Below are 20,806 nucleotides of genomic sequence, written 5' to 3' on the forward strand. Positions count from 1 at the left end.
TCATGATTGAAACCATCGATCTGAGCAACGCCGCCGCAGCCTTGGGCGTCGGCATGCTGGTGGGCCTGGAGCGCGAGCGGCGCAAAGGCCAGGGCCCCCAGCGCAACTGTGCCGGGTTGCGCACCTTTGCCATCACCGCGCTGCTGGGGTTCATCGGCCAGCGGGTGGGCGGCACGCTGTTGCTGGCCACGCTGGCCGTGGCGGTGGCCGCCCTGGTAACCGTGGCCTATTGGCGCACCGAAGAAGAGGACCCGGGGGTCACCAGCGAAGTGGCGCTGCTGGCGGTGCTGGTCCTCGGGGCCTTGTGCGGCTCGGCCCCGGAGCTGGCACTGGCGATTGCCGTGGTCATGACCGCGTTGTTGGCCTATCGGCAGACGCTGCATGATTTCGTGCGCAGTCAGTTGAGCGACCGGGAAATCGCCGATGGCCTGACGCTGCTGGTGGCGGCGCTGGTGATCCTGCCCCTGACGCCGGATCGTTTCATCGGCCCCTATGCGGCGTTCAACCTGCGCACCATCGGCACCCTGACCGTGTTGCTGATGGCGGTGGGGGCCCTGGGCCACGTCGCGGTGCGCACCCTGGGCGCCCACTACGGCTACGCCCTCAGTGCCGTGGCCTCGGGATTCGTCTCCAGCACCCTGACCATCGCCTCCATGGGCCAGCGGGTCGCCAGGGCGCCCCGGCAGGTCAGGGTGCTGGCCGCCGCGGCGCTGCTGTCCAACCTGGCCACGGTGACCCAGATCGGTCTGATCCTGGCGACGGTCGATCACGCACTGCTGCAGGCCATGTGGCTGCCCCTGGTGCTGGGGGGCGTCAGCACCGCGTTGTATGCCGCTGGCCTGGTGTTTCCCCGCGGCGAACCCGGCAGCGTCGAGCCGCTCGCCGACAAGGGCGCGTTCAATCCCAAGCTGGTCTTGATCGTGGCCCTGAGCATGAGCGCCATTACCTTCGCGTGCTCGCTGATGCTCAATTACTTCGGGCAGCCGGGGCTGATGTTGAGCGCTTTGATCAGCGGCTTTGCCGATGCCCATGCGTCCACCGCGTCGATTGCTGCACTGGTCAAGTCCGGGCAACTGCCCGGCAGTGCCATCGGCAGCGCGGTGATGCTGGCGGTCAGCAGCAACTCCCTGAGCAAGTGCGTGCTGGCGGCCCTCAGCGGCGGCTGGCGCTTTGCGCTGTACGTCGTGCCCGGACAAGCGCTGCTGACCCTGGCGATGTGGGTCGGTGTCTGGCTGCAATAAGCGGCTGCAAGGTGCGAAAAAATGCCGCGACGCCTGATAAAGATCAACTCGTCCCGGGCCATGGCGCGCAGTCTTGAATGACCCCCCTTGCGGTTTCTTCAAGCTTCAGTGCCGAGGTGATCCATGTCGCAAACCCCGCGTTTACTCTTGATCGCGCCCCAGCAGATGCAGCGCACGCCGGCTTTCGAGCGCACCGAGCAGCTGGCCCTGGCCATGCAACTGCCGGTGCATATCGTCGCCCTGGATCATTTGCAGGCCCTGACGCTGGCCGGGCTGTTCCAGAGCCATGAGGCCGAGCAGTTGCAGGCGGCCTACCTGGAACAACACCGGCAATGGCTGGAGCAGCAGGCGCAAGGGATGCGCGAGCGAGGCCTGCAGGTGACCTGCGAAGCGCGCTGGGTCAGCCAGGCGTATCAGGAGATCTTGCTGTTCGCCAATGAAATGCCCCTGGCCCTGATCATCAAGGACGCCCATGCCGAGTCGGCGATGCGGCGGATCTTCTATACCCCGCTGGACTGGCAGCTGCTGCGCGATTTTGCCCTGCCGGTGCATCTGGTGACCGAAGCCCGGCACCCACGGCCACACCGGGTGCTGGCCATCATCGATGTGCTGCGCAGCGAAGAGCAGGACCTGCAGTTCAACGATCAGATCGTCGACGCGGCGGTCCAGCTGGCCGAGCAGTGCGAGGCCGAGCTGGACCTGTTGCACGTGTATGACTGGGTGGCGGTCTACGCCAAGGACACCGGCGTTGGCGCGCTGTCCCTGGCCAGCGGTTTGTATGAAGCCCTGGGGACGGCGCAACGCGACGTCTATCGCTCCCTGGCCGAGCGCCACGGCGTGCCCCCGGAACGCAGTCACTTCATGGAGGGCATGCCGTTGCAGCAAATCTGCCGCTTCGCCGAGGAGCATCAGAGTGACGTGATCGTCATGGGCACCACCCAGCACCGCGGCCTGCACAAGCGCCTGGGCAGCACCGCCGAACACCTGCTGTTGCAGGCCCCCTGCAGTATCTGGGCGGTCAAGCCGCCGCGTGACCCCCAGCCATGAGCCGCACCTGGCCACGCCGGTTGCGGGCCGGCGTGGCGCCAAGGTTCAGAGGAGCAGGCGATGCACCACCTGATGGGGATCATCCGGGTCGGTGTGGGTGGTGAAACCTAGGTGCGCGGCCAGCTCGCGCATGGGCTGGTTGTTCACGCTGTCCACCGAGTACATCTGCACGAACCCATGCTGGCGGGCCGCGCGGATCAGATGCGTCATCAGCAATGATCCCAGGCCCAGATGCTGCCATTGATCGGCCACGGTAATGGCGCACTCGCATTCATCGCTGGAGGTGGCGGCGTAGCGGCTGACACCGATTTCGATCAACTGGCCCTGTTCATGCACCAGGGCGATGTAGGCCAGGCGATGCTTGCCGTCGACATCCATCAACTGGTCGAGCATGGCGGCGTCGGGCTCCTTGACCTGCGCCAGAAACCGCATGTGTCGCGATTGCGGGGACAAGCGCTTGATAAAGTTGTACTCGCGCTCGCGGTCTTTCTCGGCCAGGGGCCGTATCAGCACATGGCGGCCGTCATTGAGCGCCTCGATCCAGTGCAGGCCGGTCACGGCGCCATAGGCCGCAGCGGCCTGATCGTTGTGTTCCTTGATGCTGAACATGGGGCGATCCTCTGGGGATGATGAAGGGGGAGGCCGCGGCCCGGGGTCGCGCGGTCACTATCCTTTACCGCGGTTGCCCGGTGCAGGATCTGATCTGGATCAGATGCGCTTCACCGGCTCGGCGAGTGACTGCCGGCGCGGCCTTAACCCGAGGCTTTGTGATTTTTGTCAAATCGGCGGCCCGCGCGGCGCGCATCATCGGCGCATCGGCTCGGGTATCCCGTGTCGTTGCCCAGTGCGCCGCCCGGGAGGTGCCCATGTCCACACTGCAACGCGTGTTGTTGATCGCACCCACCGCCCTGTCGCGCACACCGGCGTTCGACCGGGCCAGTGCCCTGGCCCGGGCCATGGGCGCCAGTTTGCACATCGTCGCCTTCGACTTCATCGAAGTGTTGGAGGTCGCCGGGCTGTTCGATCACCAGGCCATGGCCCAGGCCCGGGAAGGCTACCTGCAGGTGCATCGGCAGTGGCTGGAACAGCAGGCCCGCTTCGAGCGGGCCAACGGCCTGCGGGTGACCACCGAAGTGCTGTGGGCCAAGGCCCGGCTGCAGGACATCCTCGATTACGTGAGCGACTACCACCCGGACCTGGTGGTCAAGGATGCCCAGCCCGTGCCCACCCTGCGGCGCATTTTCTACAAGCCCCTGGACTGGTTGCTGCTGCGCGACCTGCGCCAGCCGCTGCACCTGGTGACCGACAGCCGGCATCCCTTGCCGTTGAAGGTGCTGGCCGCCCTGGATCTGTCTCACCTGGAATACCTGACCCAGGGCCTGAACCAGCGCATTCTGCAGATGGGCGCGACCCTGGCCAGCACCTGCGGCGCCCGGGTGCACCTGCTGAACGTGGCGGACTGGGCCACGGAAAATGCCACCGGCCTGCCCATCTACAGTCCTGACAACGACCTCAGCATGCGCGAGGCGGTGAACGACGCGCAGCAAGAAGCGTTCGAGACGCTGGCCGAGCGCTACGCCATCGCCCCGGAGCTCTGTCATCGCCTGGAAGGCGTGCCGCACCAGGTCATCGCGCGCTTTGCCGCCGACCACGACTTCGACCTGATAGTCCTCGGACGCGTGCATCGCCGGGGCCTGCAACGCTTTGTCGGCGGCAGCGCCGAGCAACTGCTGTACCACACCCCCTGCAGCCTGATGCTGGTGGAGCCCCAGGAATGAGGGCCGGCCATGCCCCGGGACCTTGCCCGACACGAGGGAGATGGATATGCGCCTGAGCTTTCTCGGTGCCGCCGGCACCGTCACCGGCAGCAAATACCTGGTGCAGCACGAGGGCCGGCATGTGCTGGTGGATTGCGGGCTGTTCCAGGGCTACAAGCAGCTGCGCCAGCACAACTGGGAAGCCTTCGGCCTGCCGCTGCGCGAGTTGGACGCCATCGTGCTGACCCATGCTCACCTGGATCACAGCGGCTACCTGCCGCTGCTGGTGCGCAACGGCTACCGCGGACCGGTGTATGCCACCGCCGCCACCTGCGAGCTGGCCAAGATACTGCTGCGCGACAGCGCAAGACTGCAGGAAGAGGAGGCGGCCTACGCCAACCGCCACGGTTTCTCCAAACATGCCCCGGCGTTGCCGCTGTACACCGAGCGCGATGCCGAGCAGGCCCTGAAACTCCTGCATCCGCTGCAATTGCAGCATCGGGTGGAAGTGGTGCCGGGGCTGCATGTCCAATTACGCGGCGCCGGGCACATTCTCGGCGCCGCCTCGGTCCAGGTGGACGCCGCGGGCACCAGTGTGGTGTTTTCCGGTGATCTGGGCCGCATGCAGGACCCGCTGATGTTCGCCCCCGAAAGCATCGAGCAGGCCGACTACCTGCTGGTGGAGTCGACCTACGGCGACCGTCTGCATCCCCGGGACGACCCGGAGCAGCAGCTGGCCGATGTCATCAACCGTACCGCCGCGCGTGGCGGCATCACCCTGGTGCCGTCCTTTGCCGTGGGGCGCGCGCAGTTGCTGATGTATCACCTGTATCGCCTGCGCCAGCGCCAGGCAATTCCCGATCTGCCGATCTACCTCAACAGCCCCATGGCCACCGACACCACCCATCTGTACCAGCGTTTTCGCAGTGAGCACCGATTGTCCCGGGAGGAATGCGAAGGCATGTGCCATGTCGCGCGCATCGTGCGCAGCACCCAGGAGTCCATGGCCCTGGACCAACTCAACAGTCCGGCGGTGATCATCGCCGCCAGCGGCATGGCCACCGGCGGCCGGGTGCTCTATCACCTGAAGGTGCTGGCGCCCGATCCGGCCAACAGCCTGCTGTTTCCCGGGTTCCAGGCCGGTGGCACCCGTGGCGCGCAGATCATCGCCGGTGCCGAGTCGGTGCGCATCCATGGCCGGGAAGTGCTGATCCGCGCCGAAGTCACGGCCATGCAGAGCCTTTCGGCCCACGCCGACGCCGACGAGATCATGCAATGGCTGCGGGGCTTCAAGCGTGCGCCGAAGCACACCTATGTGATCCACGGCGAGGCCAATGCCGCCGACACCTTGCGCCGGCGTATCAGCCTGGAACTGGGCTGGTCGGTGTCGGTGCCGGAATACCGCGACAGCGTGGAGCTGGAGCCTGGCTCGGCGGCCTAATCCCTGGCCGGGTTCTGGCAGCCCGCGACCCGTCGCTTCAGGCCTTCCAGATCGAGGATCTGGACCTGCTTGCCGTTGATCGTCACCAGGCCCTGGTCGCGCAGATGGGCAATGCCCCGGCAGATGGTTTCCAGGCGCAGGCCCAGGTAGGAGCCAATTTCCTCGCGGCGCATGCGCAGGACAAACGCCCGAGACGAATAGCCGCGCAGGCTCAGGCGCTGGGACAGATTGAGCAGAAAGGCCGCCAGGCGCTCGTCGGAGTTCATGTTGCCCATCAGCAGCAACATGCTGTGATCACGCACGATCTCCCGGCTGAGGATCTTGTTCAGGTTGTGCTGCAGCGAAGGCAGGGCCTGGGACAGGTGTTCCAGCTGGGCGAAGGGAATCGGGCACACCTCGCAATCCTCCAGGGCAAAGGCGCTGCAGGCATGCTGGTTGGTGCTGATGGCATCGAGCCCGAGAATCTCCCCGGCCATCTGGAACCCGGTGACCTGCTCGCGGCCGTCCACCGACAACACGCAAGTCTTGAAGAACCCCAGGCGCACGGCGTACAGCGAATGCAAGGGGTCACCCGCGTGATACAGCGCATGGCCTTTCTTCACCTTCACCCGCTGCAGGATCAAGGTGTCCAGGCGTTGCACCTCCTGGTGATTGAGGCCGATGGGCAAGCACAACTCCAGCACGCTGCAATTTGAGCAGGCGGTTTTGAGGTGCTGCACCTGAATGGGGCGTGTCTCGAGTGGCGGCATGGGGTGCTCGCATCCGTTGGGCCGGCTTGGGCGAAGGGGGCAGGGCAAGCCTGGTGGTTAACTGTAGACCGGTGCGCCCTGTGGCGCCTGGCCCTGATACGAAGTGATGAGAGAAGGGGGATGGCAATAGGCCACAAAGCATTTACAGTGAGCGCCCCTCACCCTCGTTCAAGGATTGACGATGCGCCCGACCGGATTCTGGACCCGCTGCTACACCTCCTTGCTGACCAGCTGCCTGCTGGGCCTGCCGTTGGCCGCGCTCAGCCTTGAGACCCAGGCCGCGGAGCCTGATTTCATCACCCTGGTGATCGAGAACGAAGGCGATTACCCGGTTACCTTCGAGCCGCCGTTCAACGTCGACTCCTCGGATTTCGAGCGCAAGTACCCGGTGGATGTGCCCAAATACGCCACCGCGAAGGGCCTGGAGTCCGGTCCCGTGGTAATCGGCGCACGTCAGCAGGGCATGCTGGTGATGGCCTTGAGCAAGCCGATGTTCAACATCCTCGACATCTTCAGCAAGGACTGGGGCTTCAACCTCAAGTTCTGCCAGGAGCGTGGCGCCTGCGACGAGGCCCGGCTCAACGGGACCATCCGCTCCACCACCAGCTTCAACTGGAAGCAGTCGAACAACTTCAGCCAAGCCCAAGTCAGCAACATGACCAACGACGAGCTGGAGGCCTACGCCAAGACCAAGGCCGTGATCTCCGGCATTCTGACCACCCTGGGCAGCGTCCTCGGCCTGCCGTTCGGTGCGGGCGGCATGATCGGCGGCCTGCCGGATGCGCAGAACTTCAAGGTGACCTTGAAGCAGCAGTGCAACGCCCGCTTCTCGATCAACCTGGAGCCCTCGCTGGCGGCCAATGGCGATTTTCTCGTCGACTTGCGGGTCAACCGCGTGCTGCCCAGCGACATGAGCAATTTCAACGGTTTTGTCATCGACGACAACGCGGTGCTCAGCCAGGGTCTGCGCCTGGTGGAAAACGCCTGCCGCGACGGCCGGCAAGCCCAGTGCCTGATCCGGCTCAACGGCGGCACCGACATGAAGAACCTCAACACCACCGAGTTCAGCGTCACCGATCGCGCCGGCTGCAAGGCCGGTGACAAGCTGGCCTATTCCCAGGGCGCGTTCATGCTCAGCAACAAGGTCGGTTTCCCGGTGCGCTACACCCTGTTCATCAAGGACCGCATGGTCGACAACGGCGAAGTCTGGCCGGACCAGAACAAGGACCTGCGCCAGTTGGTGGGTCAGGTCATGGCCACCGTCGGCGACCAGGAATGTCCGCAGGCCCAGGATCCCTGGATGGGCGGTCGGCGCATGGGCGTCTGCCCGTTGCGCCTGGAAGTCCAGGGCGATGGTGGCCCCGGGCTCAAGGGCAGCCTGCGTTGCAGCCTGTCCATGCGCCAGGGCACCGTGGGCGATCCGAATGCCGACCACATGAACCTCTACAGCCTCACCGGTTGCACCCCGGCCATGCCGGCGTCCATCAGCCCGGTGGCCGGTTTCTACCAGATGGACATCAAGCGCATGGTGCCGCTCAGCGGCATGTACAAGATGATCTCCATCGATCTGCTCAAGCCGCAGCAGCAATAAGGACGTAGACAGATGTCGGTCACACAGGCTTTTACCGCCCCCGGCGGGCACGACGCGGCGCTGACCCGCCGCGACGACGACCTTCTGGATCGCTGGCCGGTGGCCAGGCTGGTGTATCGCATGATCACCGCGACGCCCCTGGGCTGGTCGACCCGGATCGGTCTGTACGGCCCGTGGGGTAGCGGCAAGACCAGCGTGCTGAATTTTTTGCAGCAGATTGCTGAGGAGAAAGACGACATTGTCATCCGGCTTCCCGCGTGGCGCACCACCGGGGAGCAGGAGTTCATCGTCCAGTTCTATTTGCAACTGGCCCAAGTGCTGGGACGCTTGGGCTATTCAGAGCCCTTCCGGAACTGGACGAAACGCCAATCGAAAAAAGGTGCGGATCTGGTTGGAGCATTGGCAAAAAAAATCGCTGAAACGGAAATTCCAGAGTCAGTCAACGCCAGTTACTTCGTCACCGCCTGGGCCACTGCCGCCGGTGTCGCCGCCGAGAAATTGAGCGACATATTGCAGCTCGACAGCAGCGACATAGAGGCCCTACGCCAGGAACTGGGTCATAGACGAGTCATCGTCTTCATCGACGACCTTGACCGTGCCGATCCGCAAATACTCCCGCAGACGCTTCTAGCCCTGCGCGAGCTTCTGGACTGGCCGGGATTTGTCTTTGTCCTGGCCTTCGACAAGGACGTGGTGGGCAAGGCACTTCGCTCCTATTCCGATGCCTTCGGCGAGTCGGCCCAGCACTTCCTGGACAAGATCATCGATGTGCCGGTGACCCTGCCCGAGCCCAGCCCGAAGCAGGTGCAGCGAATGGTCGCCAGGAACCTGAAATACTGCTGCCCATTCCTGCCGGACTCGGCCGTCGCGCAGACCGCCGAATGGTTTCCCGCCAACCCGCGTCAGGCCAAGCGCATCTGTCGCAGCTTGTCGGTATTCGGCGCGGCGGCTGATCGGCATGCCGAGGGCCAACTGGACTGGCGCGGGATCATCCTGCAAACCGTCTTGCGTGAGACCGAACCCAAGGTGGCCCAGGTGGTTGAAGAGCACCTGCTGGGTTTCCACTCGGCCTTCAGTGCCAGCATGTTCGGCAATGCCAATAGCAAGGAGCAGGAGCAACACAAGCAGGCAGTAGTCAATGCCGCGCAATGTCCCCAGGACGCACTCAAAAACAAGCGTCTGGTGAAGTTGGTCGAAGAACTGGGCCATGCCAGAAGCCAACTGTCTCTGGAAAAAATTCATTATGAGATGAGTCTTGCGGTCCGCGAGGTGGAGTTCACCATCCCCGAGTTCTCCCGGTTAGTGAAATCCTGGGGGGAATTTCAGAGCGCCCAGACCCTCAACGACTTCATTCGTGAGGCGGCCACTCGCAGCGATGAAGGTGAGGTCGCAGTGGCCAGTGCGATGCTTAACATGGCGAATTTTCAGTATGGCGAGCAGTTGGGCAGAGCCGGCGCCTTTTACTCACGGGAAGTGTTCGAGCGAGCGATGCGCAGCGCCGCAGAGCTCCTGAGATTGATCGAGTTCTGCTACTCGGCCGAGATTGAAGGGGGCATGTCCACGGCGCGCGGCGACTATGAAGTATGCATTGGCTTCATCAGGAGCTTTTATGGGAGCGCCTCCAAAGACGCTAGCGCACCTGAAAGGGCGCTCCGTGCGCGTGAGCTGCGACTGGCGGCGATTATTGCCGCTCAGTGCGATGATCCTCAGCGCTTGTATCTAGATGCCGAGCCTGTTCAGGGCACGTTGCGTGTTCCTGCGTGGGAAGTCTCCCGTGTGCATGAGCACTATGTGACGGCGCTACAGGAGGTGCTCGCGCCTCGTTTGATACACAGCGCCATCCACGTGTTCAGCGTACCCAATGGCGTCATGAATGCACTGATCCAGGATGATGCGCGACTGAAGTGGGTGCTGACTGAAGGGCGCTCACCCCTGTATACGCAGGCATGTAAAGACCTGGGATGTGCAGCCCTGAGGAGTCAGATCGAGAGCGCTCATGACCTGGGTGCCAGGGAGATACTGGCGAAGAATGCGTTGTCCTATCTTGGCGCATGTATTGCTCGCTGGGAGTCTGCCCCCATCGGCGCCGAGCAGACCAAGCCCTATCTGGACTATATCCAGTTGGCTTGGCAGGCCCTCTGCCAGTTGGAACCGACCATACAGACGCGGGTGTACCTGAAGAAACTGAAGCCGCAGCTTGAACAGCAGGTGGCGATCCCAGGGTTTCTGAATACACCCGCCTGGTGGAGTGGTGAACCCGATGACATCGAGTACGAACTGCAAAGTATTTGACTGCGCGAGGTCGTTGTTCAATGTCGCGAGACGTCATCGCCACGGGTGTCGATGACTTGCCTGCTAGCGGTGTTGTTGCACTTAGCCCGGCGGCAACAACCGCAACGGGTCCACCGGTACGCCGTTGGCGCGGATCTCGAAGTACAGCTGGGCCCGGTCGGTGTCCTGGGAGCCGGCTTCGGCGATCTTCTGGCCTTTGATCACCATCTGGCCTTCCTTGACCAGCAGCTTGCTGTTGTAGGCATAGGTGCTGGTGTAGGAAGGGCCGTGCTGCAGGATCATCAGGTTGCCGTAGCCGCGCATGTAACCGGCGAACGCCACCTTGCCGCCCAGGGTGGCCTGGATCGGCTGGCCTTCGGTGGTGGCGATGCGGATGCCCTGGTTGAGCTTGCCAGTGGGCGAGAAACGGCCGATCAGCACGCCGCGCAGCGGCCAGCTCCAGCCCTGCAGGGTGACCTTGGGCATCGGCGGGGCAGGCGGCGGGGCCTTGGCCTTGGCCTTGCTCTTGCTGGCGCTGCTGCGCGAGCTGCTGACCACCCGGGTGGTCTTGGCCGCGCCGCCCACCCGCAGCACCTGGCCGACTTCCACGGTATAGGGCGCCTTGAGGCCGTTGAGCCGCGCCACTTCCTTCCAGCTGGTGCCGTTGCGGCTGGCGATCGAATACAGCGTGTCACCACGCTTGACCCGGTATTCACCGGCCTTGAGCGGCGCATTGCCGCCAGGGCTGGAGGAATTGGAGCTGCAGGCCGATAGCGCCAGCAGCAGTGCAATCAATAGAAGTCTTACCAACACGCGGCAACCATTAAGTCCTGACCAAGTCCTGTAGCCCAAGCGGCCTGTGGCACACCGGGCAAGCCGGCAACTATACCCGTTTGCCGGGCAACCGGCGCGCACTAGACAGTGTCCGGCGCGGTTAAATTCAGTCAGGACTCAGGGCACGGAGGATTTCCCGGTCCGCCCCGGGCGGGCTATTGCCGTCGATAGACTGTCGCACTCCAGTAGCGACAGCCGTCGCTGTGTTGGCGTTTCCAGCCGGCGGCGGCCAACTGCTTGCCGATCAGACGGTTCATCCAGCCATGGCCGAGCAACAGCACCGGCTGTTTTCCGGCCAGGGACTGCAGTCGGCGGGCGGCGACTGCGGCGCGCTGCCTGGCCCCAGCGGCCGATTCGACCTGTCCTGAATAACCGCACAACCAGAGGACTCTCAGGATCGCGGCCCAGGTAAAGGGCGACAGGCGTGGTCGTCTCCAGCGCCCGTAGGGCAGTTGCGCCTCGCTGAATACCGGGTCCACCAGGGCAGGTTCCCGTCCGAGCGCCTGGACAGATGCCAGGGCCCGTGGCGCGTTACTGGAGACAATCACCCCAGCGCTGGCGGCCAGTTGCAGGCTGGAGGGTGGGGCGGGCTGGCCGTCGATGGCGGAGCGTTCGTAGTCGTGTATCCAGCCCTGCATGTCGAGGGCGGATATTCTCCGGGTGGCAATACCCTGGGGTCGACCGTGACGCATGAGAATGATGGTGTTGTTCAACGGGTTTTTACGTCCTGATTGGTGCTGCTTGAGGTGGCGGCGGGGGCAGCCTGGGTGATCCAGCCGTGATCCCGGTACCAGGCCAGGGTGTCGCCGATGGTGCGTTCCAGGGAGCGCAAGCTCAGGTCGAGTTCCCGCTCGCTCTTGCTGGGGTCGAAGTGGCTGCGGTCCGCTTCCCGGAGCATCAGCCTCACGGTCGCCAGGCTCAGCAACACCGGCTTGCCGGTCAAGCGTGCATAGACCTCCTGTGCCGCCGCCAGGGTATAGAGCAAGGGCACCGGCAGTGGCCGGGTCGGCGTGCTGACTCCGGCGATCCGCCCGATGATCGGCACCAGCTGGGCCATGGTCATGTGCCGACCCGCCGCCAGGTAGCGTTGGCCGCGGCGTCCGTAGCGGGCGGCGGCAATTTGCGCCAGGGCCACATCCCGGGCGTCGACCAGCGAGAAGCTGCCGGGAACCAGTCCCGGCAGGCGACCGTGTACCACGTCGATGAGCAGTTGCCCGGCAGAGGTCGGTCCGATATCGCCGGGGCCCCACATCCAGCCGGGCAGGACCATGCAGCCCTGCATCTGTGGGTGGCTGTCGAGAAAGGCCAGCAGGACGCGATCGGCGAGGATCTTGCTGCGGTAGTAGGGGTCCGCGCCCGCCGGGTCGCGCAGGCAGGTTTCATCGATCAGGCTGCCGGGCTCGCCGTTGAGCACGGCAATCGACGAGGTATGCACGACGCGGCGGATGCCGGCATCGTAGGCCCGCTCCAGCAAACGCTGAGTGCCCAGGACGTTGATCGTGTGCAACTGCTGCCAGTGGCTGCCGCCCTTGTAATTGTCGCGAAAGAACGCCGCGGCATGAAACAGCGTGTCGCAGTCCCGCAACGCGGCGGCGAAGCCGTCGACATCGGCCAGGTCGCCGACCACCAGCTCCAGGCCGCGCAGGGAACCGAACTGCTGTTCGCCCCTGGCCCTGGAGCGCACCAGGGCCTTGACCTTGCAGCCTCGGGCCAGCAGCTCGCGGACCAGGTTGTTGCCCAGCAGGCCGGTGGCACCGGTGACGAAGGTGCAGCGCATTTCGGGGATCTGGCCGTTATCGGTGTTCATGTGTGCCGAGTGTTCCAGGGTACTGCTCATTCAATCCGTTCCATGGGGAGGCGAGGGCGCTAGATATACCTTGACCGACACCCCTGAAAAATAGCGGGTGCTGCATAATCGCTTTGCGAATTTGCAAAGCGGACGGCAGGGAGTGGGGTTTTGGAAGCCAATTGGGATGATCTGCGCCTATTGCTGGCGGTCTGGCGCCGGGGCAGCTTTTTGCAGGCCGGCCAGTTGCTGCAGGTGGCGCCGTCGACGGTGTCGCGACGGCTGAGCCAGCTGGAGGCGGCCCTGGGCGAGCCGTTGCTGGAGCGCGGCGTCGAAGGCTGTTGGTTGACCCCGCGGGGCCAGGCGCTGGTGGACGTGGCCCTGGCGGCGGAGGCCGGGCTCAGGCGCCAGCGTGCCCTGGGCAACCCGGGGCCACAGAGCGAGTTGCAGGGCAGCATCCTGGTCAGCGCCGGTGAGGGTTTTGCCTCCAGTGTGCTCGAAGCGGCCCGGCGCCTGACATCGGCCCATCCTGGCTGCTCGGTGGAATTGCAGGTCAGCGCCGAGTTTCACAAGCTGGCTCGCGGCGTGACGGACATCGCCGTGCGCACCGCGCACCTGGGCGAGCCGTCGCTGATCTATCGAGCCCTGGGCAAGCTCGAATACGCGGTGTTCGCCAGCGCGGACCTGCTGCGCCGCTACCCGGCCATCACCCCGGCCACGGCCACTACCATCGGCTTGCTGCCACCCTTGGACAACCTGCCGCCGATACGCGCGGCCAAGGCCGCGGGCCTTGAGGGCAAGCAGATCAGGGTGAATTCGTTCACCGCGCAGCTCGAGGCGGTGCGTCAGGGGATGGGCGTGGCGGTGATGCCGCGGATAGTGGCCGGGGATCTGCTGGAGGTGTTTGCGCCCATGACCTTTACGGCGCTGGAGGTCTATCTGGTGACCCGGCCGCAAGCCTTGAAGCAGCCGCACATCAAGCAGTTTTTCGCCGAGCTGGAGCAGGTGCTGAGTGAGCGGCTGTCGGGCGCAACGCCCGGCGCAGCCGCTTAGGGCTGCGCCGGTCCGCACTCAGTGCGGCGCGCGGGGGATGGTCTTGAGCAGGTCTTCAGGGCTGATATGGCCGACCACGGCTTCGGCGGCGGCACTGCCCGGCAGCGGCAGGTCGAGGATGTGGCCCTTGATCTTGCCCACCACGTGCATCTCGCACGGCTTGCAGTCGAACTTCAGGGTCAGCACTTCGTCACCGTGCACCAGTTGCATCGGCGCCACCTTGGTGCGCACCCCGGTCACGCCCTTGGCCTGCTTGGGGCACAGGTTGAAGGAGAAGCGCAGGCAGTGCTTGGTGATCATCACCGGCACTTCGCCGTGTTCTTCGTGGGCCTCGAACGCGGCGTCGATCAGTTGCACGCCGTGGCGGTGGTAGAAGTCCCGGGCCTTCTGGTTGTAGACGTTGGCCAGGAATGACAGGTGCGACTCCGGATACACCGGCGGCGGGTTGCTCTCGGCCTTGCGCGAACCCCGTGGATGGGCAGCGATGCGCGCGGCGTCCAGGGCTTCGATGACTTCCCGGCGCAGCGCCTTGAGCTGGGAATTGGGGATGAAGTAGGCCTGGGGCGCGTCCAGCTTGATGTCGGTGGCGTGGTAGAGGGTGGTGCCCAGTTGGCCGAGCAGGTCCTGCAGTTGGCCCAGGGCCTGCTCCGGCTTGTTGGCCACGCCGAACGGGCCGTCCAGGGCGACGCTGGCGCTGATGCCTTCTTCGCTGGTGGCGGTCAGTTGCAGGCGTTCTTCGCGCAGGGTGGCCAGCCACGACAGGCCGATGCGTCGCTCGGCGGAAGTGCGGGTCAGGGCCTGTTGCCAGTTGTGATCGAGGTTGCGGCTCAGCGGATGGTTGGGCCGCAGGCGCTGCAGGGCTTCAGGCATCTCGTTGGGCTCGACCCGATAGCGGTAGCGTTTCTCGCCGTCTTCTTCGAATTCGCCGCGAGCTTCGGCGATGTTGGCGCGGAAACCCACCACTTCACGCTTGACCAGCAGGTTGAGGCCGTCGCCATTGGACAGCGGTTCGAAGGTCACCACTTGCAGGTCGCGCTTGCCGACTTTTTCCACGGTGCCCACCGGCAGGCCGGTGAAGGTCGGCGAGTCGAAGGCGCCGATGTCGATCTTGCGCTCGCTGACGAAGTAGTCGGTGCTGCCGCGGTGGAAGGTCTTGTCCGGATCGGGGACGAAGAAGTGCGCGGTGCGGCCGCTGGAGGCCCGGGCCAGGTCCGGACGGTCTTCGAGCACGTCGTCCAGGCGCTGGCGGTAATAGGCCGTGATGTTCTTCACATAGGCCATGTCCTTGTAGCGCCCCTCGATCTTGAACGAGCGCACGCCGGCCTCCACCAGGGCGCGGATGTTGGCGCTCTGGTTGTTGTCCTTCATCGACAGCAGGTGCTTCTCGTAGGCGATCACGCCGCCGTGCTCGTCCTTCAGGGTGTAGGGCAGGCGGCAGGCCTGGGAGCAGTCTCCACGGTTGGCACTGCGTCCGGTCTGGGCGTGGGAAATGTTGCACTGGCCGGAAAACGCCACGCACAGCGCGCCATGGATGAAGAACTCGATGGCCGCGTCGGTTTCGGCGGCGATGGCGCTGATTTCCTTGAGGTTCAGCTCACGGGCCAGCACCAGCTGGGAGAAACCGGCCTGATCGAGGAATTTTGCCCGCTCCAGGGTGCGGATATCGGTCTGGGTACTGGCATGCAGCTCGATGGGCGGAATATCCAGCTCCATCACCCCCAGGTCCTGGACGATCAACGCATCGACCCCGGCGTCGTACAACTGGTGGATCAGCTTGCGCGCCGGCTCCAGCTCGTTGTCGTGGAGGATGGTGTTGAGGGTGGTGAACACCCGGGCGTGATAGCGGCGGGCAAACTCCACCAACTGGGCGATCTCGCCCACTTCGTTGCTGGCGTTGTGGCGGGCGCCGAAGCTCGGGCCACCGATGTACACCGCGTCGGCGCCATGCAGGATGGCTTCGCGAGCAATGGCCACATCGCGGGCAGGGCTGAGCAGTTCCAGGTGATGTTTGGGCAAGGACATGTTTTTTTAGTCAGGCTTATCAGGATCAAGGCGCGCATTGTAGCGGCGAAACGCGTGCCCGGCACCCGTGTGCTGCCCGGTGGCGGCCACGCGTTGCGCTCAGCCGCGAATAAACCCGCGGCGTCAGGCCTTGGCGGCCATCGCGGTGACTTCCACACGCATGCCTTCCACCGCCAGAGCGGCCACGCCAACCGCGGCACGCACCGGCCAGGGCTTGGCGAAGAAACGCTGGTAGACCTGGTTGAACGCGGCGCGATCGGCCATGTCGGTGAGGTAGATGGTCAGGTGCATGACCCGGTCCATGGAACTGCCGGCCCGTTCCAGGGCGACTTTCAGCGCCTGCAGGGTGCATTCGCTCTGCAGGGTGATGTCCCCCAGTTCCAGGCTACCGTCGGCGCGGGTGGGGATCTGGGTCGACACCAGGATGCCGTTGAACGCGGCGACGTCGGAGGAGATGGAGTCGGCGTCCGGATCGGGGGTGAAGATGAGGTCTGGCTGGGTCATGGCAAGCTCGGGTGTCCAAGGGTTCAAAAAGTCACGAAGTATAGGGGCGGCGCTCGGCCCTTGTCAGCGCCGATGCGCGACCTGCCGGGATCGCGGCGCTGCACCTTGCGCGTTTGATCGGGTTGCATCCCGGCGACTTGCCGTTACTCTTTGCAACCCCGCCGCAGGCTGGCCAGTACGGCGTTCACCGTCAGGCCCGGCGGAGCGCGTGGCGCTCATTTATCCAGGTAAGGAACAGGCTTTGACTGATCGCATGGTGTTGACGGCTGATGGCCGCGTTGCTGCGTTTTCCACCTTTCAAGGCGCGACCTGCCTGGTGTTGCTGGGGGACCCCGGAGCCGGCAAGAGTCATCTGTTCGATCACTGGGCTGGGCAGGCGGGTGGTCGGGCCATGTCGCTGCGCGGCTTTCTGCTGCGCGATCCAGCGCTGATCGCCGAGGGCAGCACTTTGTTCATCGATGCCCTGGACGAGCATCGTGCGCAGTATGGCGAGCGGCCTGCCTTCGACGACCTGATTCGCCACCTCGGGCGCTTGCCGCCGTGCCGGGTGCGCATCGCCTGTCGCAGTGCCGACTGGGCGGGGCTCAATGACCTGAAGCTGCTGTCCAGCTGCTTTCCAGGCAAGGACCAGGTGCAGGAGCTGCGCTTGCTGGCGCTCAGTGACGAGGAGCAGCAGCAGGTACTGGAGCAGCACGGCCGGACGCCAGAGGACTTTCTGCACCAGGCGCGGCAACGCGGTCTGGGAGAGATGCTCGGCAATCCGCTGACCTTGCTGATGCTGGCCCAGGTGGTTGCCCAGGATCACTGGCCCTTGACCCGCAGGGAGCTGTTCGAGCGTTCCAGCATCCTGCTGCTGGACGAGCTCAATGCGGCGCACCGTGATGATCGCCAGCCCCATGCACAACTCTCGGAGCCGCAGATGCTGGAGGCGGCAGGCCTGTTGTGCGCCTTGCGCCTGTTGGCCGATATCGACGGTTTCAGCACTGACGAGCGCTACGACCGGCGCTATCCGGCGCTGCGCAAGTTGCATGCATTCGGCACCGCCGCGCTGCGTGCGGCCCTGGCCAGCCGGGTCTTTACCTCGACCCGCGAGCCCGGGGTGTTCGACTACGGCCACAAGGCCAGCGCCGAGTACCTGGCGGCGCGTTATCTCGCCGGGCAGTTCCACGCCGGGTTGCCGTTGAGCAGAATTCGCCTGTTGCTCGGTGTCGAGGGCAAGCCGGCGTCGTACCTGCGCGGTGTGCATGCCTGGCTGGCGGTGTTTCTCGGCGCGCAGGTCGGCCCGTTCATCGAGGCGGACCCTTACGGCGTCCTGGTCTATGGCGACGCCGCCTCGCTGAGCACCCAGAGCAAGATCCAGTTGCTGCAGGCGCTGGCCAGCCTGGCGTTGGCCGATCCCTGGTTCCGCGGCCAGGAGCCTCCTGACTTGAACCTGGCGGGCTTCACCGAGTCGGGGCTGGTGCCTTGTTTTCAACACCTGTTGTCCGCCTCGGGCCTGCCCCATGAACTGCGTTTGCTGCTCTTGGACCTGTTGCGCGCCGGCCAGCCGCTACCGGCGATGTTGCAGCCGCTGACGCAACTGCTGGCCGATCCGGGCACCCATCTGAATGAACGCGCCTACGCCGCCCAGGCGTTGTCGCGCTTGGGGGAACCGGGAACGCAGGCCGTGCGGCAGGTCTATCGAAACCTGCTGGACGAAAAGCACGCCAGAAGCCTGTGTGGCTACATCCTCCGTCACCGCCTGGCAGGCCAGACCCACTATGGCGAGCTGCTGGAGCTGTACCGACGGGGTGGCAACGCCCCCAGAACCGCCGATGACTCGCTGATGCGCTGGGGCTTGCATGAGGCGGTGGCCGAGTCCGAGATGGCCGATTGCCTGGATGGCATGGCCGGGCTGTGGCAACAAACCGCTGATGAACACGCCAAGGGCGAGCTGCTCAGGTTCGTCCTGCGCTTGCTGGTGCGTTATCTCCACACCGTGGTCGAGCTGGACGAGCCGCGACTGTTGCAATGGCTGGCGTTTATCAATGCCGGCGTCGTCGACCCGCATCCGTGGTTGTTCAATGGGCTGCGCGCGGCGCTGCGGCAACGCCCGGAGACGGCCCTGGGCCTGTTGGACCGGGCCGCCAGCCATCCCGGGCTGGTGGGCTGTGGTTTTCTTGAGGACGAGCCGCCAAGCGAGGAGGCGCCGCAGGCCGAGGCGCCCGAGAGCGATTATCCGTGCCCCGAGGAATATCAACCCGCGGTGGCAGCGCTGTACCAGCAGCTGCAAGGCGCCAAGGCACCGCTCAGCTGTGACGCTTTACTGCTGGGGTTCGTGATCTTCGGCTGTATCGAACAGCAGACCCTGGCCGGGCAGCCCTGGTTCTCGGCCTTGCGCCAAGCGCAGTACGCGGACTACATCGACTGCATCGTCCTGCACTTTCTGCTGCTGCCGGACAGCGTCAGGCAGCGCAGTTGCCTGTCATGGAAAGCCAGCAGGCAGATTGCCTTGGCGGACAAGCTCGATGTGGTGTTCAAGGTCCTCAACGGCGCGGAGTTGCTGGACAAGACGGCTCTGTACGATGTGGTTCGGCCGTTGTGCCGCGACCTCGACCCGCCACGCTTTGTCCCCTGCATCAGGCAATTGCTGAGCAGCGACGCCGGTCTGGAGCATCGGGCGTTCCTCATTACCCTGGGGCTGCTGCTGTCGTTGGAGGAGTTCGCGGCTGTGCTGCACGCCAGCGACACCGCCACCCGCAATGAGGTGGTCTGGTACCTGCGTGACCTGACCGGGCTGGTGCGCGGGTTTGAAGGTCCCATGGAGCTGTCCGCCGACCAGGCGTTCTGTTTCTGTCGCCTGCTGGCCGATCAATACCCGGCCACGCCGCTGGCTTTCGATTGGTTTGCCCCCAGCAATACCAGGTCCGAGGACGCCGATGAGTTCATGGCCGGACTGATCAGTTATCTGGCGAGCAAGGGGTGTGACGACTCCCGGCGCCATCTGCGCAGCTTGCAGGGGCATTCGCGACTGGCCTCGTGGGCCCCTTACCTGAACCACGCGCTGCTGCTCAACGATGCACGGCGGCGTGACGCCCGGCATATCCGGCATGGCTGGGAGGCGGTGGCGCAGGTCCTGAGCAACGGTTTGCCCGGCACTATCGAGCACATGCAGGCGCTGGTGCTGGACGAGCTGCAAGGGATTGCCGGCCTGCTGCGCAGCAACCTCGACGTGCACAAGTTTTTCTGGAACGAGATCAAGGGCCGGATCAGCACGCCCAAATGGGAGGAAAGCTGCCGCGACGTGCTGTTGAGCCTGCTGCGTCCGCGACTGGAGGCGCGCCACATCACGGCCGAGCCCGAGGCGCACATGGCCCATGACAAACGCGTGGACATCGCGGTGCAAAGCGGCCCCATCAAGCTGGTGATCGAGCTCAAGCGCAGTTCACACAAGGACGTCTGGAGCGCGATCCAGGATCAGTTGATGGCGCTCTACACGCCCGATCCCGGAGCCCGTGGTCACGGCATCTATGGGGTGTTCTGGCATGGACCGCGGGCCAAGGTCCGCGCCGACCCCGGGGGCGTGGTGCCGCAGAGCGCGGCGCAGATGCTAAGCCTGCTCGAGGCCAGCATCCCCGAGCCGCAGCGCCCGTACATCAAGGTCTTCGTGCTGGATGTCTCGGGGAACTGAGGGCTGGGCGGGGCGGTGGTGCGGCTGTCAATCGGCTTCGTCAGCGTCCTGGGCCGGGCTCAACCAGGTCGCCAGCACCCGTCGGTCCAGCTCCTCCCACTCGGCCATGCCCAGCACCCGGGTGGTATTCAGGCCGCGCAGGTAGCCGCGCAGCTGGTAAGCCACGGCCTGCAGCAAGTGCGGATCGGCGCCGGGATCGCCCAGCACGTTTTCGTACTCGATCAGGTAGTCGGCCACCCGGTCGCGAAATTCGGGCAGGACGGCATCGCGGATAAGATCAAAAGTTCGCACGCAAGAATCCTTTTCTAGTTGTCGTTGGACTGCCGGGCAGTCTGCCCGCAGGGCAACTATTGGTTCAAGTAATAGTGACAATCAAAAAACAGCTATTTTGCTGGACGCGCTAACCGTGGAAAATCGCCGCCCTCGATAGCGCCCGCAAGGTTCAACCCGTGGCGCCCTGTACCCGCGTTCTTGACTTCAGGATGTGTCCGATGCGCCTTTTACCCCTGTTTGCCATGACTTTCGCCGCTGTGATGCTGGCCGGCTGTGCCTCCGCGCCCAACGATCCGAGCCTGGTCATGCAGACCCGCAAAACCCCCGCCCAATACGCCGATTGCGTGATCCCCAAGCTGCAGAGCAGCGACCAGACCGCAACCGTATCGCAGTCGCAGCGTGGCTACCGGATCGTGGTCACCAGCAAGGTGGCCGCGGACAACGTACTGGAAGCCTACAAAGCCCCCAACGGCGGCAAGGTGTTCCTCTATGAGCGGCATTTGCTGGCCTCCAGCTTTGCTCCGTCCCATTTCGAAAAGGCCGCGCAAGACTGCCTGTAAGCCGCCC

At 64.7% G+C, this 20,806-nt stretch carries 17 protein-coding genes; 9 read left to right on the plus strand and 8 right to left on the minus strand.

Annotated features, from left to right (window positions below):
- Positions 1 to 2 precede the first annotated feature (2 nt).
- Positions 3 to 1,241 carry a DUF4010 domain-containing protein gene (locus GWQ44_RS18630; RefSeq protein WP_047304337.1) on the plus strand — a complete coding sequence of 413 codons (1,239 nt, stop codon included), beginning with the start codon at positions 3 to 5 and terminating at the stop codon, positions 1,239 to 1,241.
- 123 nt (positions 1,242 to 1,364) lie between these two features.
- A complete protein-coding gene (locus tag GWQ44_RS18635) occupies positions 1,365 to 2,288 on the plus strand; it encodes a universal stress protein (protein ID WP_275927998.1) in 924 nt (307 codons plus the stop codon).
- Between the two features lie 45 nt (positions 2,289 to 2,333).
- Here the strand turns inward: GWQ44_RS18635 and GWQ44_RS18640 are convergent, their stop codons facing one another.
- Positions 2,334 to 2,897, minus strand: coding sequence for a GNAT family N-acetyltransferase (locus GWQ44_RS18640; protein WP_016964050.1), 564 nt, complete (start codon positions 2,895 to 2,897; stop codon positions 2,334 to 2,336).
- A 257-nt stretch (positions 2,898 to 3,154) separates the two neighbouring features.
- Here GWQ44_RS18640 and GWQ44_RS18645 point away from each other — a divergent pair, with 257 nt between their 5' ends.
- Positions 3,155 to 4,066 carry a universal stress protein gene (locus GWQ44_RS18645; RefSeq protein WP_047304341.1) on the plus strand — a complete coding sequence of 304 codons (912 nt, stop codon included), beginning with the start codon at positions 3,155 to 3,157 and terminating at the stop codon, positions 4,064 to 4,066.
- 46 nt (positions 4,067 to 4,112) lie between these two features.
- A complete protein-coding gene (locus tag GWQ44_RS18650; protein WP_275927999.1) occupies positions 4,113 to 5,486 on the plus strand; it encodes an MBL fold metallo-hydrolase in 1,374 nt (457 codons plus the stop codon).
- Here the strand turns inward: GWQ44_RS18650 and fnr are convergent.
- A complete protein-coding gene (gene fnr / locus GWQ44_RS18655) occupies positions 5,483 to 6,235 on the minus strand; it encodes a fumarate/nitrate reduction transcriptional regulator Fnr (protein WP_275928000.1) in 753 nt (250 codons plus the stop codon). The two genes, GWQ44_RS18650 and fnr, sit on opposite strands and share 4 nt — an antisense overlap.
- 181 nt (positions 6,236 to 6,416) lie before the next feature.
- On the opposite strand from fnr, the gene GWQ44_RS18660 reads away from it, so the two are divergent.
- On the plus strand, positions 6,417 to 7,826 hold the full coding sequence (locus GWQ44_RS18660; protein WP_275928001.1) for a hypothetical protein: 1,410 nt from the start codon (positions 6,417 to 6,419) through the stop codon (positions 7,824 to 7,826).
- A 12-nt stretch (positions 7,827 to 7,838) separates the two neighbouring features.
- Entirely contained in the window at positions 7,839 to 10,118 is a 2,280-nt protein-coding gene (locus tag GWQ44_RS18665) for a P-loop NTPase fold protein (protein WP_275928002.1), read from the plus strand.
- An 81-nt stretch (positions 10,119 to 10,199) separates the two neighbouring features.
- On the opposite strand, the gene GWQ44_RS18670 is transcribed toward GWQ44_RS18665, so the two are convergent.
- The 3 genes from GWQ44_RS18670 to GWQ44_RS18680 form a co-directional block, all read right to left on the minus strand.
- The gene (locus GWQ44_RS18670; RefSeq protein WP_275928003.1) at positions 10,200 to 10,910 is read right to left on the minus strand and encodes a peptidoglycan DD-metalloendopeptidase family protein; all 711 of its coding nucleotides are present in this window, start codon (positions 10,908 to 10,910) and stop codon (positions 10,200 to 10,202) included.
- Between the two features lie 176 nt (positions 10,911 to 11,086).
- Positions 11,087 to 11,623, minus strand: coding sequence for a histidine phosphatase family protein (locus GWQ44_RS18675; RefSeq protein WP_275928038.1), 537 nt, complete (start codon positions 11,621 to 11,623; stop codon positions 11,087 to 11,089).
- Positions 11,624 to 11,640: 17 nt separating this feature from the next.
- The gene (locus GWQ44_RS18680; RefSeq protein WP_275928039.1) at positions 11,641 to 12,708 is read right to left on the minus strand and encodes an SDR family oxidoreductase; all 1,068 of its coding nucleotides are present in this window, start codon (positions 12,706 to 12,708) and stop codon (positions 11,641 to 11,643) included.
- Positions 12,709 to 12,888: 180 nt separating this feature from the next.
- Here GWQ44_RS18680 and GWQ44_RS18685 point away from each other — a divergent pair, with 180 nt between their 5' ends.
- The gene (locus GWQ44_RS18685; RefSeq protein WP_275928004.1) at positions 12,889 to 13,770 is read left to right on the plus strand and encodes a LysR family transcriptional regulator; all 882 of its coding nucleotides are present in this window, start codon (positions 12,889 to 12,891) and stop codon (positions 13,768 to 13,770) included.
- A gap of 18 nt (positions 13,771 to 13,788) precedes the next feature.
- Here GWQ44_RS18685 and GWQ44_RS18690 read toward each other — a convergent pair whose 3' ends face one another.
- Together GWQ44_RS18690 and GWQ44_RS18695 are read right to left on the minus strand one after the other, a co-directional pair.
- Entirely contained in the window at positions 13,789 to 15,792 is a 2,004-nt protein-coding gene (locus tag GWQ44_RS18690) for a U32 family peptidase (RefSeq protein ID WP_047304354.1), read from the minus strand.
- A gap of 123 nt (positions 15,793 to 15,915) precedes the next feature.
- Positions 15,916 to 16,296 (minus strand): RidA family protein, encoded by a 381-nt coding sequence (locus GWQ44_RS18695; RefSeq protein ID WP_103739437.1) that lies wholly within the window; start codon positions 16,294 to 16,296, stop codon positions 15,916 to 15,918.
- Positions 16,297 to 16,537: 241 nt separating this feature from the next.
- Here GWQ44_RS18695 and GWQ44_RS18700 point away from each other — a divergent pair, with 241 nt between their 5' ends.
- A complete protein-coding gene (locus tag GWQ44_RS18700; RefSeq protein ID WP_275928005.1) occupies positions 16,538 to 19,966 on the plus strand; it encodes a hypothetical protein in 3,429 nt (1,142 codons plus the stop codon).
- Positions 19,967 to 19,993: 27 nt separating this feature from the next.
- On the opposite strand, the gene GWQ44_RS18705 is transcribed toward GWQ44_RS18700, so the two are convergent.
- Positions 19,994 to 20,257 (minus strand): hypothetical protein, encoded by a 264-nt coding sequence (locus GWQ44_RS18705; RefSeq protein ID WP_275928006.1) that lies wholly within the window; start codon positions 20,255 to 20,257, stop codon positions 19,994 to 19,996.
- A gap of 200 nt (positions 20,258 to 20,457) precedes the next feature.
- On the opposite strand from GWQ44_RS18705, the gene GWQ44_RS18710 reads away from it, so the two are divergent.
- Positions 20,458 to 20,799, plus strand: coding sequence for a hypothetical protein (locus GWQ44_RS18710; protein WP_275928007.1), 342 nt, complete (start codon positions 20,458 to 20,460; stop codon positions 20,797 to 20,799).
- Positions 20,800 to 20,806 lie beyond the last annotated feature (7 nt).

Origin of the sequence: Pseudomonas sp. 3MA1 (genome assembly GCF_029237275.1) — a bacterium.
Classification (GTDB): Bacteria; Pseudomonadota; Gammaproteobacteria; order Pseudomonadales; family Pseudomonadaceae; genus Aquipseudomonas; species Aquipseudomonas fluorescens_AP.